The sequence below is a fragment of the Ruegeria sp. CDSB029 genome (genome assembly GCF_059611125.1).
Map to the genome: position 1 here is coordinate 30,929 of NZ_JBXWOX010000026.1, position 13,659 is coordinate 44,587.

Sequence of the window (13,659 nt, forward strand, 5' to 3'; positions counted from 1 at the left end):
CGGATTGCCCATGCCGAATTTCAGTTATACTATGTTATAGTCAAATGAGTATTTACTTATGACTTTTGGTCAGCTTGATATTTTTGTCACTCTTGCCGAAACGCGCGGGTTTACGGCTGCTGCATTGCGACTTGGGATAAGTCAGCCCGCAGTGTCTCATGCCCTCAAGAGTCTTGAGGATGAGCTTGGCATCACGCTTTTTAATCGCACCGTATCCCCAATCGAACTAACCCCGTTGGGCGAACGACTTCTATCCCGCGCACGTGAAATTCTTGGGTTGGCCGACGCTATGCATCAGGAGGCCTCGGAGTATCGTGGAGTGCAGACCGGCAGACTGCGCATTGGGTCTTTTGGTGCCACGTCATCATTGCAGATATTGCCGCGCCTTCTCGAAGCATTTCATGCAGCCCATCCTGGTATCGAAGTACTGATTGAAGAAGCCGCTGACGATGAGATTATCCGTTGGATCGAAGACCGGCGCATTGATCTTGGTTTTGTCGTGTTACCAGATGAACGCTTTCGGACCTGGCCTGTGGCACAGGACCAGTTTGTCGCCTTGGTTGCTGCCGATAATACTTTGGCCAGGCAATCTTCAATCCGATTGGAGCAACTGTGCGAAATGCCATTCATCATGCCGGAATCTGGTTCTGCCCGGATCATTCGCCGTTTGTTCACGCAGGCCCGTCTTAGTCCAAATGTGCGGTACCGGACATCGCAGATGCTAAGTACGTTGACTATGGTGGCGCGCAACCAAGGCGTCTCGGTCGTGGCCGAGATGGCCTTGCCGCCAACGAATGGTAAAGAGGGCTGGGTCAGCAAACCGCTGAATTCAGTCAGGACACGAAAAATTGGTCTCGCGATGCATCCGCACGCAACGCCATCCCCTGCGGCGGTCGCTTTTGTTGAGGTCGTAAAAGAAAGTAGAGACGATCTTTGACGACGTGTGCAAGGGAAAGAAGCGACATCTCGATTTGAACTTTTGATTCAATTCGAACATAAGAAAACACCTCGTGAACTAGAGGTTTGCCCAGCACAGCGGACATCGGTGTTCCTCATTGTTGACTATCGAATGTCTGCTGTGAGCCCAGAACTGATCTTTGTCGGAGGCCTCCAGGACTGTATGATCCCCGAACTATATCTGGGAGTGAGTTGATGCCAGCGATGATTTCCTTTCGCTCTGTAGTTGACCCGTCTGACTGTGATTCTCTCGGTCACATGAACGTGTCCCGTTACTTTGCTGCCTGCTCAGACGGTGTTTTTGCCATCCAATCGGAAATGGGACTGACGGCAAATGATATGCGAGACGGTCGACGACTTTCATTTGCCGTCGTCAACGCACAAAGCGACTTTCGTGCCGAACTGTCTGCAGGTGATGCGATAAGGTTGGAGACATCTGTCATCGAGATTGGCTCCAAGTCTATGACATTTAGACATCAGCTTATCAGGTCAGAAGGAGAAACCATCGCTTTCGAGACAGTTTTCAAATGTGTTCTATTGAGCCTAGAGACCCGGAGAGCTGCTGAGATTCCAGACGAGGTCCGTTTAACAGCGGCACATTGGTTGGAACCAGAGACATAAACTTCTGAACCATCGGCACTACCGAACTTTGCATCCTTTGCTGGACTCGCATCACGTACGGTTGGGTTTTCTCAAAGCTCCGGTTCGGAGCCCCAAGCCAACCCATTTGGTCACATATCGAGCCCGTTGGCCCTGCCGAAGTCAGTATAGAATGACGTACTGGTCAACTTTGCGACGGTTTCCCCATCAATCGTTTCAGGGTCCCGAGCAACTTTGCTTATACCTGTCCCCTCAACTAGGCGGTTCACCAAGTTGAACACACCACAAACCTGTACCGCATCAAACAACGCACTCTCCGACCACCCGGCTTCATAGACTGCCCGTGCGTCCGCCTCGGTCATACGGGAAGGCGATAGCGTGAGCTTTTTTACAAAAGCCAGGACGGGCTTGAATCGTTGATCGACGGGCGCTGAATGAAGGTTTTCCATCAGCGCTTCAACCAGTTTTGGATCAATGCCGTAGGCGTGGGCAAATACAGTATGCGCATCGTGACAATAGGAGCAGGCATTCAACCCGGAAACGTATGCAGCAATTAACTCTCGTTCGGAGGCGGAAAGCTCACTCGCTCCTCGCATCACAAGGCTCTCGTACTGGCACCAGAGTGAAAGTTTGTCCGGAAACATTTGAAAGACGCTGCCAAGCGTTGCGTCCTCGGGAAGGGATGGAAATAGCCTCTTCAATTGATGACCTCTAAAAACAATGATGCCTAGGCGTACGTGTTGCCCGGATAGCCGCATGGATTTAAGTCTAACAGTATTCGCTTGATCGACAAATGACTGCTTAGTCCGGAGGCTGTGTGAAAACTCTGACCGTTCGGCGAAACATGCCGAAAACTCCTTTTATGTGCATTCTCTCGCGCTTATGAGAGACCATTCGCACAGGCGCTGAAAACGAGCGCGACGAGAGAGTTCGTGGGCCCGAGTTTTCACACAGCCTCTCCGCATAGCGGACATCGGCCCTCCTTATTGTTGACTACTTGACGACATTGCTCAGATCCATGCCGGCGCCTTTGATTACGGCTTCCAGATTGTCCAGGGCCAAGGCGATCTGCGCGCGCATATCGTTTGGGTGCTGGGGTGCGCCGTTCTCGTCCACAGCTGTCTGCCCGGCGCAAATGACCTGATGTGTCATGCCCTTGGTCACCTCAGCCTGATTGTAGCCCAGCTTGAGCGACCACTCCCATGGGTTCACGGCTGTCCGCTCCATGTCGCATTCTCCTTTTTGTTGCGTTGCTGGACCAGGTGTAGATCAAAACGGTGACAAAACTTGTCACCATTTGTGCTATCCTGTCAGAATGAATGTTCGACTCAGACATGAAGCGATTGTGCGGACCCTCCGCCGAACCGGTACATCCACTATTGATGCCCTTGCTGATGAGGTGGGCGCGTCCCGCCGCACCGTGCTGCGCGATATCAGCGCGCTTCGGGATGAAGGCTATGTGATCCATTCCGATGTGGGGCGCGGTGGCGGCTTGCAGCTTGATCCGCAATCCATGCAGACAACAGCCAAGCTATCGGTGCCAGAGGTCTTTGCACTGCTCATCAGCGTGGCAGCCATGCGGGCGGCGGGAAACCTTCCTTTCTCGGAACTGGCAGATGCCGGACTAGCCAAGATCGAAAAGGCCCTGCCCGCAGACAAAGTGCGCGACCTGCGCGCTTTCTTGGACTGCTTACACATTGGTCAATTGTCCCCGCAGCAAGACCTTTCGGGCATGGGCAAAATGGATGCTGAGTTGCTACCCGCTTTTGAAACGGCATTCCTTGGGCGCCAGCTCATCTCCTTTGCGTATCGCGATGCAAAAGGACGGCAGACCCACCGTAAAGTGGAGCCACAGGCAATGCTGATTCTGCCCCCTTTGTGGTACCTCGTTGGCTGGGACCCACAGCGGGAGGACTTTCGGCATTTCCGGATGGATAGGATTAGCCGTCCGGAAGCCGTAGAAGGTAGCAATTTTTCCCGCCGCTACGTTCCGTTTGAAGAAGATGTCTGCCCCTACAGCGAATTGCAGTAGGATCGGCAAAGCGGTTGTCCGTCGAACGCGTAGCATTGACTAACATGGGCGCAGCTGACCTTATCAGTATTTTGAACTAAGGTCCGGTTCGGCCACAAAGGATATTTCTTCTGCGAAAAAGGAAGAACTACGGGTAGCGGATTATCCGTCAGGATTTGGTGGAGCCTAGAGGAATCACCGTCGAGCGACTGATGCACTGATAGTGAACATGATTGTAGTGTGGCGGTTTATAGTGTGTCACACTTGCATATGAGCAACTAGTACATTTGGGCTGAGGTCTAGGGCCACGTTTCCACTCTATTGTTTCCGTGGCTCAAGTGCGCATCTGATTAATTGGTCGATGTCATGTCGACGATTGGGGGTTCGCGATTGCCACTTATAGGCAAGACTATCATCGCGTCACCCACCGCTTAGAAGTCAATTTGTTTGAGATCAACCATGTGCACAGTGCGGTCGTACATCGTGTGATAGTAGTAGGTCAGGTCTAGTGATTTGTTAGCAGTCATTACCTGTGTCGCGCTGCATAGGAAGTCTTCAGACTGTGCATCGTCCTGAGCACCCTCGGCTGCGTTGGCTGGTGTTTCGAAGTTGTCGAGCATTAGGAACACCTCGCGGCAGTGTCGTAGCCTTCTAGATTAACTTCATGGCATGAAGCACAGTGCACTGCGTAGAGTTCCAGCCCATTCGTTAGGTCTCTGTCTGTCAACTCATGATCTGTAGCGACGTTGGTGCCAATGCTGTATACAGCCAGCGCGCACAGGTGTTTGTTCATCTCTCCCTACCTTAACTCGGAAGCGTTAGCACGCTCGTGAGTGTCGTCGTTGTCGCCAGCACAACTAATACGATTATTGCCTCGACTTCGATGGATCGGGCTAGGCGTTGCGCTGCCTTTGCCTCTCCACCCTGCATAGCCGGAACAAATCGGAGCTTGTTTGCAGCGGCGAGGATCATCAGCAGCGCCACAAGGAACACCTTGAACAACAATGCCTGCCCGTAGCCGGTGAGCAAGAGCCCTTGGAGATTGCCAACAAGCAACCAAGCCATCCAGAGACCTGCCACGATTAATACCGGTACAACCAATGTAGCAGCTTGCCCAAACCTATGCCCTAATTCAGCAGCATTGGTCAGGTGTTCAGGCATTAGGGCCATATTCCTTAGCGGGCTAAAGATGCCCACCCAGAAGGCCACACAAAGCAGGTGCAATAGGAGCAAGAGTTGAACACCGACACTCTTTAGTTCCGGCACGTGTCCTATCTGCGCAAAGGACCACAAAGCCAATGTACCACCCACGAGTACGATCCAGTGGCCAAATCGAGGAATAGACAATCCCACAAGGATCAATGCTGCACCGACAAGCCGGTAAACTAGTACGTCGCCCACGGGGGTCTGCCAAAGTAATCCAAGCATTTCCGGGTCGACCATGCCGTCAACTCCGCCCGTTAAGGCGGCCCCACGAAGCATGAAGACAACTACAGTTGCGGCGAGAGCAAGGCAAGCTAAGGCCCTTGCTTGGCGTTTCATCACAAGGTTTATCGGTGCGACAAAGCCGGAATAGAGGCAGCTAACTATCATAAGCCCGGTGGAGCCCGCAAAGCCGATGTAGAGCCCTAGCTTTGCGAGGATTGCCGCAATGCCCCAAATGTCTGGCATGCTCATTCCACGGTAAAGGAGAACTCGCCCTGCATCGCATGACCGTCTTCACCAAGACCGCGCCATTCAATGACATAGGTGCCCGTTCCATTGCTCGGCAGTGGGATCTTGAACTCCTGACCAAAACTTTTCTGGTCGCCCAATTCTAGGCTTGCCGCGGAATGTTCTTGATGTGCCAATTCTATCCGTGTCAGCCGGATGTCCTTAGAGAAGTTGAGGCCAATTTCAGCGGGCACAGCGGTTATTGTGGCTCCGTCGGCAGGGGTTGTTTCTTCGACCTTGGAATGCGCCAGTACGCCGCTGGGAAGAGCAGCGACAAGTGCGAACGTTATGATCTTTTTCATGGTGCTGTCCTCAATATATTCCGTTGGAACGTTGTCTTTCTCATCGTCCAATTCTCAGCGGTTACCCTATTCCGCACGTGCAACATGGTGCTGTATTTCACTGCCGCAAACAGCGCTATCTTCGAGAGATGTTTCGTGTTGTCAGTGGTTTGATGGTCACACGGTCTTCTGGGCACATCAAGATCATATGACAACTTGTTGAGATCAGGTTTGTCGCTGATCGAACTAAAACAAAGAGTTGGTGCAGCGGAGGCGCAGCGCGGCATGCACCGCGGCAGGGCTATGGGGGCAATTGTCCCTCTGTTATCCTTAGATACTGGCTCCAAAAAGTGTGTTGCAAATTCTTGTCGGCTTGCACTTGTTATGTAGTGAAAAAGCAGCCCAAGTATTTGCAACGTAACTATACACCGAGGCGGAACTTGGTCGGTGTCATTCCGGTCTGACCTCGGAAAAAGCGAGTGAAATGGGACTTGTCGGAATAGCCGAGCATCAGACCAATCTCCGCAATTGTCATCTGGCCTTCTTTGAGGTGCTCTTTGGCGACATCGACACGCAACCGTTTGATTTCGCGGGGTAACGTTGTGCCTTGTTGCTGAAGCGCCTTCAGAAACCGTTCCGGTTGTAGCCCCAGCATTCCAGCCACCATCTCTGGTCCCAAATCGGTTTCATCCAGTTTGTCGTGTAAGACAGATCGCAAAGCTGCCACCACGGTTACTTCTTCATCTTGTCGAAGTGATGCTATGGGCTTGGCAGAACCCTCAGAGACGTGGTGCAAAAACAACCATTCCACAGGAAAACTAATTTGCATTCCGGGATCAGTCCCAAGGCCAACCTCGATCCCTTTGTAGTCGATAGGCAGCCCATTGATGTATCTGCTTTCCCATCGCACACGGGAAGAGTCCCAGGACTCTCCGACGACGGTCTGCAATAGGCGTACATAGATTGCGGCACCAAAACCGGTCACCTGAATGGGTGGGACAGTTGGCTCCTGTTGCCTCTCGATACGATAAGTCGCTTTGTCTGCTTCGATGACAAGGCTGTGCCGCACAGAATTGGACTCCTGCGGCACGAGCTCAACAAAGCGGGTAAAAAACTCGAACAGCGTTTTTGTAGATTGCAAGGCTTGAGCGAAGGGCGGCCATCCTTGTAGGTCAAACGCTTCCCCTACATTCAGTCCTAGGTATCGATCCCCTGATACTTCTGAGAAAGCATTTACCAAGCCGTAAACCAACTCGGAGTGAACGAACACGGATGGGTTAGTCATCAGTTCAGCTTTCAAGCCGACCTGATCCAATGCTGGTTGCGGATTGATCTTACGTTCGGTGAGATATTGCAGAAAGGGAGCGGCTAAAGAGAGGCGAACAAAGCCCTCGCTATGCTCTCGGGAGGTGGAGTTGAAAGGCAAGCTCATAACCCTTGTTGGATTAGCTTTAAGAAGTGGCCATTTTTGCAGTCACATTCGTACATCCTAATTCAAAAGGGGCAACCGAGCCAATGAATTCCAGACTATAGTTGGCAAAACATGAATATGAAGGGAGTACTTATGTCCGGCTTACGAATGTCTCTTTGCTCGACGGCAATTGTCGCGGCAGGACTTGCTTTTTCAGCGTCCGCGCAGGCTCAGGATCAAGAAGAACCCCAAACGCTGTTTACCAACGTGCATGTCTTCGACGGTGTGAATGAGCAACGCATTGAAAATGCCAGTGTTCTGGTCGAGGGCAATCTGATCAAGTCCGTCTCAACCGATGCCATTGATGCGCCGAGCGCGACGGTTATCGACGGCGGTGGGCGCACTCTGACACCGGGCTTTATAGAGAATCACGCGCACCTGATGCTCATGGGGCCATCGATTGCCGAGATGGAAACCAACTCGACCTGGGAGGATTTCGCCATCCACGGGACCCGGATGGCCGAAATGTACCTGATGCAGGGCTTCACGACCGTTCGCGATGCCGGGGGCGCTGGCGGCGGGCTGCGGCGCGCAATTGACGCCGGCCAGATCGTCGGCCCCCGCTTTTATCCTTCCGGGGCATTTCTCGGAACACGTGGTGGTCACGCCGATTTCGCATCCTTCACATCTCCGCCGGGTGGGGTGACCAACTTTGGGACTCTGAATATGGCCCAACAGGTCAACGGTGTTGACGAAATTTACATGTATGGCCGCAACAACCTGCGCATGGGTGCCACGCAATTGAAGTTCATGCAATCAGGTGGGGTGATTTCGGCATTCGATCCATGGCAGTTGCTCGCCGGTTCGAAAGAAGAGATCGAGGCCGCTGTTCAGGTTGCCAACGAGTACGGCACCTATGTCATGGCACATTCCTACCGCAAAGAAGCGATCATCAATGCCCTGAATGCAGGGGTCAGAACCATTGAACACGGATTTCACTTTGACTGCGAGATTTCTGCTTTGATGAAAGAAAAAGGAGCGTACATCACGACGAACATCACAGCATTTGATCCAGGCCTACTTGATGTTCCTTCCGTGAAAAACAACCCCAACAGTTTGAGGAAGGCCAAATCGGCCTCGGCGACCTTCGAAGCCTACATTCCAAGTATGAAGGAATGCCCGGCGCCGCGCGGTTTCCAAACCGATTGCGTCGGCTCGGTCGAAGCGTGCAACATCCAGATCGCCTACGAGAAACATCTGAATAACCATTTCTTCGGCCCCTATGCGTCGATGGTAACCCTAACTTCGGTAGGTGGCGAGATCGCGGCACTTAGCGGTGATTTCATGAACCCCTATCCGGAAGGCAAACTGGGTGTGATCGAAGAAGGCGCCTATGCCGACATCCTGCTGATAGACGGCAACCCCCTCGAAGACTTCTCTGTCGTTGGAACAGGCGATCAGTGGTTCGGTGCGGACCCGAGGCCGGACAGCCCGGAAACAATCCGCCTGATCATGAAGGACGGTGTGATCTACAAAAACACACTGGATTGACCAGATAAAGCAGCCGGAGAGCATTCATGCGAAATTGGTTTTGCTCCGCAGTATTCGCAGGGTTGGTTTTGTGCGGTTATGATGCTGCGGCGACGCCTGGAACCGCGTTGGACTGGGCAGATCTGCCAGATCCGTCTGCGCAGGTCTTTGATGACCCCTATCGTGAACTCAGCCCCGAACAGTTCGACGATGTTCTTTTCGTTGTGCGTATACGCGGCAGGTTGCAGCAGGAGGTTGGCAGCGCCGAAGAACGGCAGAAATGGCAATTGCTTTTAGCAGAGACCGAAGACGCCTTGGTGTCAGACGGAATTGACGTCGACTGGTTACTCGATCAGCGCGAGGTTGTGACTGAACGTCGAAGAAAGGCTGGAACGAGCGGAAACCCGCAATTCGACGGCAGAACAATCACACTCGCGGGCTTTGCCATTCCTGCTCCAAGCGATCCGGACGGCCGGCCTGTGGCGTATTTGGTGCCAGAAAGAGGGATGTGCAGCCACATGCCTCCACCTCCGCCTAACCAGATGATCCGTGTGCGGTTGAACGGGGACTGGGCGCCTAGCTATTTCCACGAACCCGTTCGGCTGACAGGCACGCTGACTATCGATCCTTCCGTTCATAATATGATGGTTGTGGATGGCCTCATGCCTATGAATGCGACTTTCCAGCTAGAGGCGGAACGTGTCGAAACTCTGGAAACCGAGGCAGACAGGTTGGAATGGAAGCAGCGTGCTGCTGATCGCATCCGCGCGGCAGGAAATCGCAAGACCGGTGGGGCACAGGCGTCTGAATGATAAGACTTCTGGTTGCCGTATTGAGTATTTCCATTGCTGGCGCAGCGTCGGCTCAGGGACTATCTGGGCCATCTTCGGTCGAAGCTGACCTCGACCCCGGAGATGGGCTGACCGATCCGCAGTATCGTTCGGATTTTCCACGCAACATCGCACCGGGTTGGTTTCAGTGGAAAGACCGGCTGGCTGAAGGTGGGTTTCGTTTCAACATTGATTACTTGGCATTGGGCCAAACTACGAATGCTGATCTGGGTGCCAGCGAAGCGGCCAGCGGAATTGCGCGCCTCTACGGTAGTTGGCAGGCAACTGAACGCGGTTCCCTGACATTCAAGATCGAAGACCGGCACGGCTATACTGATGTTGCCCCGCAATTTCTCGGGCTGGATGGTGGAGCCCTTTCGATCACAGGGACAGCCTTCAACGATAATGGTTTGCTGCTGACCAACCTGTTTTGGACCCAAAGGGCCGCGAACGGCTCGTGGACGCTGCAAGTCGGGCAGATTGATGTAACGGACTTTGTGGATATCTATGGGTTGGTAAGCCCCTACAGCGGTTTCCAAAACCTGTCTTTCAATACCAATCCGACAATTAACACGCCCAATCAAGGCCTTGGCATTGCTGGTGGCGTAAAACTTAGCGAAAATATTTATGCTGTTGCGAGCGTCTCGGACGCAAACGCCGACCCGTCTGATCCAAACTTTGATGTGTTCAGCGATGGCAATCTCTTCAAATCACTTGAACTTGGTTACACCTCCGGCTTTGATCGCATCTACTTCGACAATATCCATCTGACCCTTTGGCATGCGGATGCGGCTGACGATGGTAGCCGTCCAGAAGACTACGGCGCTGCGTTTTCGGCGGCATGGTTTGTTGGCAATAAATGGATGCCGTTCTTCCGGGCAGGGGCCTCAAAAGGGACAGCAGCACTCTATGATCGGTCCGTTTCTACCGGTCTCGGTTACTACGGTCGCAATACCGATTTGGCCGGGCTGGGCCTGAACTGGGCCGAGGCAAGAGGCATAGATGGCGATCAGTTCACTCTGGAAGCGTTCTACCGTTTTTCAATCTCACCCGGATTGCAAATAACGCCGTCACTGCAGTTTGTTTCTGATCCGCTGCAAAACCCCACTCAGGACAGCATTACGCTGTTCGGCCTAAGAACTCGGATCGTTTTCTAATTTGGGTCGAAAGCAGACGCCAATAACAATGATACATTCTGTTTTGTCGATAAAAGGGAGGATCTATCCATGCGTACCTTGTTTCTGGCTGGTACGTTGTCTGTGTGTTCGACATTGTGCGTCGCGCAAACTTACGACGTTGTCATTCTCAACGGACGGGTAATGGACCCGGAAACCGGGTTCGATCAGATCGCTAACGTGGGAATAAGCAACGGCTGGATCACTGAAATTACTGACGAAGAAATTAATGGTAGCGAGTCCATCGACGCGACAGGGCACGTTGTTGCCCCCGGGTTTATCGATCTCGAGCAGCATGGGCTGGACCCTTGGGGTATCAAGGTAAACCTTCGTGATGGCGTTACGACTCAAATGGATTTTGAGGTTGGGGCAGCGAACATCGACGAATGGTATAGTGCGCGCGAAGGCGCAACACAGGCAAACTATGGTACGGTCGTTGGGCAAGAATTCGCACGGATGCGGGTTCATGACGGCCTCGTGCTTGAAGGTGGGGATATAGACTTCCGGAACTTCTTCGCACTCAGGGCACAATCCGTGGAAGATGGCGTCGAGGGGTGGTCTTCTGTTCCAAGCAACCGTGAGCAGATCAACGAAATCACTGCCCAGCTGGATGAGGGACTACGTCTAGGGGCCCTCGGAGTGGGGTCGACCATCGGCTACGCCCGCGAAGGTATTACAACCTATGAGATGTTCGAAGCGCAGCGGGCTGCGGCGCGTTACGGTAGATTGACCTCCGTCCATCACCGATTTCATCCGAGTGCTTCGACGCCGACAGAAACACAGACGGGTGTAAATGAAATCTTGGTCAACGCGATGGTGCTTGGCGCACCGCTCCACATGCACCATGACAATGACTATGGCTGGTGGGAAAATCAGGAAAAGCTCCAGATGGCCCGCGACCAAGGCTACAACGTCTGGTCTAGTTACTATCCTTGGACAGCCGGGTCGGGAAACTACGGAGCCTCGATTATCGCCCCCGAAAACTGGGAAGGCTCGATGGGGTACAAATACGAAGACACCATCTTTGACCCCCAACTTGATCGCTTTGTGACAAAAGACGAATTCTTGAGTTTCGCTGAGAATGAGCCGGGACGGACGGCCATTGTTTTTAGCCCTCCAAGAGAGCAATGGCTAAACGATTGGATCACTATCGCGGGCTATGGCATCTCGGGCGACGGTATGGCCGGGCTAGATATCGATGGCAATCTGATGAGTTGGGATGCCCCCTACGAAGACTATGCTGGGCATCCTCGGTCAGCAGGCAGCCACGCGCTTGTTTTGAGACTGGCACGTGAAGCGAATGTGCCGCTAATGCTCACACTCACTCAGTTAAGTTACATCCATGCGAAACGATTGGGTGACACAGGGTTGCGCGCAATGCAGGTGCGTGGGCGTATGCAGGAAGGCATGGTCGCGGACATCACGATTTTCGATCCGGTATCAGTGACCGAAAAGGCGAATTATACGCTCGGTCAGCAAGGTCTTCCGTCAGAGGGTATTCCTTACGTGCTTGTTAACGGCACAATTGTTGTTAGGAACAGCGAAGTGCAACGAGATGTTTATGCCGGACAGCCGATCCGGTTTCCAGTCGAGGAGAGCGGGCGTTTCGTTCCGGCTGGTCGCGAACAGATCATGGGTATTCTCACACCGGATACCGGCACTGCACGTCCAACATTGCTCGAAGATATCACGAACAGTGAAGCCAATTTAACACCTGTCGCGCCACCGACTAATCAGTTTGCGTCGGTAGAGCCGACCAACCCCTTTGATTGGTTTACACCTCGCAACGGTCTAGATGACAGCAACTTATTCTTTTGCGTCGTGCATGCTCGCTTCGAGGACCGCGCAACAGCAAAACGTGATTATGCGAAGGCTATGTTGTCTAAAGCTGGGGGGCAATAAACTCGAGCTAATAGAGAAACACAGAGCAAACTACCTACCAGAATGCAGAGACGATGCGCAGCGAACACAGTTCTACGGGCGGCACAGCAATAAGCGCTAGTCGCATAAGTCCTTGATGCATTGCACGGATGAATTGGTGGGTGATGAGAGACTCGAACTCCCGACATCTTCGGTGTAAACGAAGCGCTCTACCAACTGAGCTAATCACCCGTGACGGTGCATGTAGCCAAGCCTGCGCCCGGGTGCAAGAGGGTCCGGCAGTTTTTCTTTCCCAGAATCTGATTTGTTCGCCTTTGGTAATTCAATCCGTCGGGAAATTCGCCGTGCCTTGTGTTGTGGGGTCGTTTCGATTGTGTGGGGCCTGTCGTTTTACGTTCTGCCTCGTAGGTGATTGCAAAGGCGCTTGCGTGTCACCTACCGCCTCAGCTATCCCCAAAGGAACTGCAACTTTCCAGGCGGGAGAAAACCGATCCTGTCCCACGCGCGCCGAGTTCTGATCGCGGCCCTGGTTCTGGGCGCTTTGACGCTGGCCCCGCTCCGCGCAGGGGCCGAGGGGATTTTGGTGTTTGCAGCGGCCAGCCTCAAAACTGCGCTTGATGAGGTGGCATCTGATTTTGAGCACGAAACCGGGCAGGGCGTAACCGTCTCTTACGCGGCGTCGTCCGTTCTTGCGCGCCAAATTCAATTGGGTGCCCCGGCAGATCTGTTCATTTCCGCTAATGTGGACTGGATGAATGTGCTGCAAGAACAGGGCCTGATTGACCCCACTACGCGTGTAGATCTGCTGGGCAATGGCCTGGTTCTGGTCGCTGGGGACGAAGGGGCTGACATTGGCGAAATGCGGCCCGGAGTCGCTTTGGCCTCCGCACTGGATGGTGGATACCTGGCCATGGCGCTGGTTGATGCCGTGCCGGCAGGGATCTACGGAAAGGCGGCGTTGGAGAGCTTGGGGCTGTGGCAGGGTGTTCAGGCTCAGGTCGCGCAAACGGATAATGTGCGTGCAGCCCTTGCACTGGTTGCCACTGGTGCGGCCCCTATGGGGATCGTCTACCGATCCGATGCGCAGGTCGAGGGACGAGTTCGGGTCATCGCCGAGTTTTCGCCTGGCCTGCATCCGCCCATCATCTACCCTGCAGCAGTGACGACAGCAGGTGCAGACGGCGCGCAGGTGTTTCTGAAGTACCTGCAATCTCAGGCCGCGCGGGCCGTGTTTGAAAAGCAGGGTTTCTCCCTGCCGAACGGATAGCGG

The 13,659-nt window shown here is 53.5% G+C and carries 14 protein-coding genes and 1 tRNA gene; 8 read left to right on the plus strand and 7 right to left on the minus strand.

Annotated features, from left to right (window positions below; all coding sequences use genetic code 11):
- Positions 1-58 precede the first annotated feature (58 nt).
- The gene (locus AC2FI8_RS21745) at positions 59-937 is read left to right on the plus strand and encodes a LysR family transcriptional regulator (RefSeq protein WP_496780925.1); all 879 of its coding nucleotides are present in this window, start codon (positions 59-61) and stop codon (positions 935-937) included.
- Positions 938-1,161: 224 nt separating this feature from the next.
- On the plus strand, positions 1,162-1,578 hold the full coding sequence (locus AC2FI8_RS21750; RefSeq protein WP_496780945.1) for an acyl-CoA thioesterase: 417 nt from the start codon (positions 1,162-1,164) through the stop codon (positions 1,576-1,578).
- A 110-nt stretch (positions 1,579-1,688) separates the two neighbouring features.
- Here AC2FI8_RS21750 and AC2FI8_RS21755 read toward each other — a convergent pair whose 3' ends face one another.
- Complete coding sequence (locus AC2FI8_RS21755; RefSeq protein ID WP_496780926.1) at positions 1,689-2,201, minus strand: carboxymuconolactone decarboxylase family protein; 513 nt, start codon at positions 2,199-2,201, stop codon at positions 1,689-1,691.
- A 349-nt stretch (positions 2,202-2,550) separates the two neighbouring features.
- Positions 2,551-2,784: a RidA family protein gene (locus AC2FI8_RS21760; RefSeq protein WP_496780927.1), complete on the minus strand. Its 234-nt coding sequence runs from the start codon at positions 2,782-2,784 to the stop codon at positions 2,551-2,553.
- Positions 2,785-2,872: 88 nt separating this feature from the next.
- On the opposite strand from AC2FI8_RS21760, the gene AC2FI8_RS21765 reads away from it, so the two are divergent.
- The gene (locus AC2FI8_RS21765) at positions 2,873-3,589 is read left to right on the plus strand and encodes a helix-turn-helix transcriptional regulator (protein WP_496780928.1); all 717 of its coding nucleotides are present in this window, start codon (positions 2,873-2,875) and stop codon (positions 3,587-3,589) included.
- 410 nt (positions 3,590-3,999) lie between these two features.
- Here the strand turns inward: AC2FI8_RS21765 and AC2FI8_RS21770 are convergent, their stop codons facing one another.
- The 4 genes from AC2FI8_RS21770 to AC2FI8_RS21785 form a co-directional block, all read right to left on the minus strand.
- Complete coding sequence (locus AC2FI8_RS21770) at positions 4,000-4,188, minus strand: hypothetical protein (protein WP_496725946.1); 189 nt, start codon at positions 4,186-4,188, stop codon at positions 4,000-4,002.
- A 184-nt stretch (positions 4,189-4,372) separates the two neighbouring features.
- A complete protein-coding gene (locus AC2FI8_RS21775) occupies positions 4,373-5,239 on the minus strand; it encodes a CopD family protein (RefSeq protein WP_496780929.1) in 867 nt (288 codons plus the stop codon).
- Between the two features lie 2 nt (positions 5,240-5,241).
- On the minus strand, positions 5,242-5,583 hold the full coding sequence (locus AC2FI8_RS21780) for a copper resistance CopC family protein (RefSeq protein WP_496780930.1): 342 nt from the start codon (positions 5,581-5,583) through the stop codon (positions 5,242-5,244).
- Between the two features lie 400 nt (positions 5,584-5,983).
- Positions 5,984-6,994, minus strand: a complete 1,011-nt coding sequence (locus tag AC2FI8_RS21785) for a helix-turn-helix domain-containing protein (RefSeq protein WP_496770651.1) — start codon at positions 6,992-6,994, stop codon at positions 5,984-5,986.
- A gap of 132 nt (positions 6,995-7,126) precedes the next feature.
- On the opposite strand from AC2FI8_RS21785, the gene AC2FI8_RS21790 reads away from it, so the two are divergent.
- The 4 genes from AC2FI8_RS21790 (at position 7,127) to AC2FI8_RS21805 (ending at position 12,410) form a co-directional block, all read left to right on the plus strand.
- Positions 7,127-8,524, plus strand: coding sequence for an amidohydrolase family protein (locus tag AC2FI8_RS21790; RefSeq protein ID WP_496780931.1), 1,398 nt, complete (start codon positions 7,127-7,129; stop codon positions 8,522-8,524).
- 26 nt (positions 8,525-8,550) lie between these two features.
- Positions 8,551-9,315, plus strand: a complete 765-nt coding sequence (locus AC2FI8_RS21795) for a DUF3299 domain-containing protein (protein ID WP_496780932.1) — start codon at positions 8,551-8,553, stop codon at positions 9,313-9,315.
- Positions 9,312-10,490 (plus strand): carbohydrate porin, encoded by a 1,179-nt coding sequence (locus AC2FI8_RS21800; RefSeq protein ID WP_496780933.1) that lies wholly within the window; start codon positions 9,312-9,314, stop codon positions 10,488-10,490. Before AC2FI8_RS21795 ends, AC2FI8_RS21800 begins: the two co-directional genes overlap by 4 nt.
- Positions 10,491-10,559: 69 nt before the next feature.
- Positions 10,560-12,410 (plus strand): amidohydrolase family protein, encoded by a 1,851-nt coding sequence (locus tag AC2FI8_RS21805; RefSeq protein ID WP_496780934.1) that lies wholly within the window; start codon positions 10,560-10,562, stop codon positions 12,408-12,410.
- A gap of 134 nt (positions 12,411-12,544) precedes the next feature.
- Here AC2FI8_RS21805 and AC2FI8_RS21810 read toward each other — a convergent pair.
- Positions 12,545-12,620: transfer RNA gene (locus AC2FI8_RS21810), tRNA-Val, on the minus strand.
- Between the two features lie 193 nt (positions 12,621-12,813).
- Here AC2FI8_RS21810 and modA point away from each other — a divergent pair.
- A complete protein-coding gene (modA, locus tag AC2FI8_RS21815) occupies positions 12,814-13,656 on the plus strand; it encodes a molybdate ABC transporter substrate-binding protein (RefSeq protein ID WP_496780935.1) in 843 nt (280 codons plus the stop codon).
- Positions 13,657-13,659: the final 3 nt, after the last annotated feature.

Bases quoted from the DNA above. Each gene is read 5' to 3' on its own strand.
- AC2FI8_RS21745 (WP_496780925.1), top strand. From the start codon at position 59: ATGACTTTTGGTCAGCTTGATATTTTTGTCACTCTTGCCGAAACGCGC.
- AC2FI8_RS21750 (WP_496780945.1), top strand. From the start codon at position 1,162: ATGATTTCCTTTCGCTCTGTAGTTGACCCGTCTGACTGTGATTCTCTC.
- AC2FI8_RS21755 (WP_496780926.1), bottom strand. From the start codon at position 2,201: ATGTTTCCGGACAAACTTTCACTCTGGTGCCAGTACGAGAGCCTTGTG.
- AC2FI8_RS21760 (WP_496780927.1), bottom strand. From the start codon at position 2,784: ATGGAGCGGACAGCCGTGAACCCATGGGAGTGGTCGCTCAAGCTGGGC.
- AC2FI8_RS21765 (WP_496780928.1), top strand. From the start codon at position 2,873: ATGAATGTTCGACTCAGACATGAAGCGATTGTGCGGACCCTCCGCCGA.
- AC2FI8_RS21770 (WP_496725946.1), bottom strand. From the start codon at position 4,188: ATGCTCGACAACTTCGAAACACCAGCCAACGCAGCCGAGGGTGCTCAG.
- AC2FI8_RS21775 (WP_496780929.1), bottom strand. From the start codon at position 5,239: ATGCCAGACATTTGGGGCATTGCGGCAATCCTCGCAAAGCTAGGGCTC.
- AC2FI8_RS21780 (WP_496780930.1), bottom strand. From the start codon at position 5,583: ATGAAAAAGATCATAACGTTCGCACTTGTCGCTGCTCTTCCCAGCGGC.
- AC2FI8_RS21785 (WP_496770651.1), bottom strand. From the start codon at position 6,994: ATGAGCTTGCCTTTCAACTCCACCTCCCGAGAGCATAGCGAGGGCTTT.
- AC2FI8_RS21790 (WP_496780931.1), top strand. From the start codon at position 7,127: ATGTCCGGCTTACGAATGTCTCTTTGCTCGACGGCAATTGTCGCGGCA.
- AC2FI8_RS21795 (WP_496780932.1), top strand. From the start codon at position 8,551: ATGCGAAATTGGTTTTGCTCCGCAGTATTCGCAGGGTTGGTTTTGTGC.
- AC2FI8_RS21800 (WP_496780933.1), top strand. From the start codon at position 9,312: ATGATAAGACTTCTGGTTGCCGTATTGAGTATTTCCATTGCTGGCGCA.
- AC2FI8_RS21805 (WP_496780934.1), top strand. From the start codon at position 10,560: ATGCGTACCTTGTTTCTGGCTGGTACGTTGTCTGTGTGTTCGACATTG.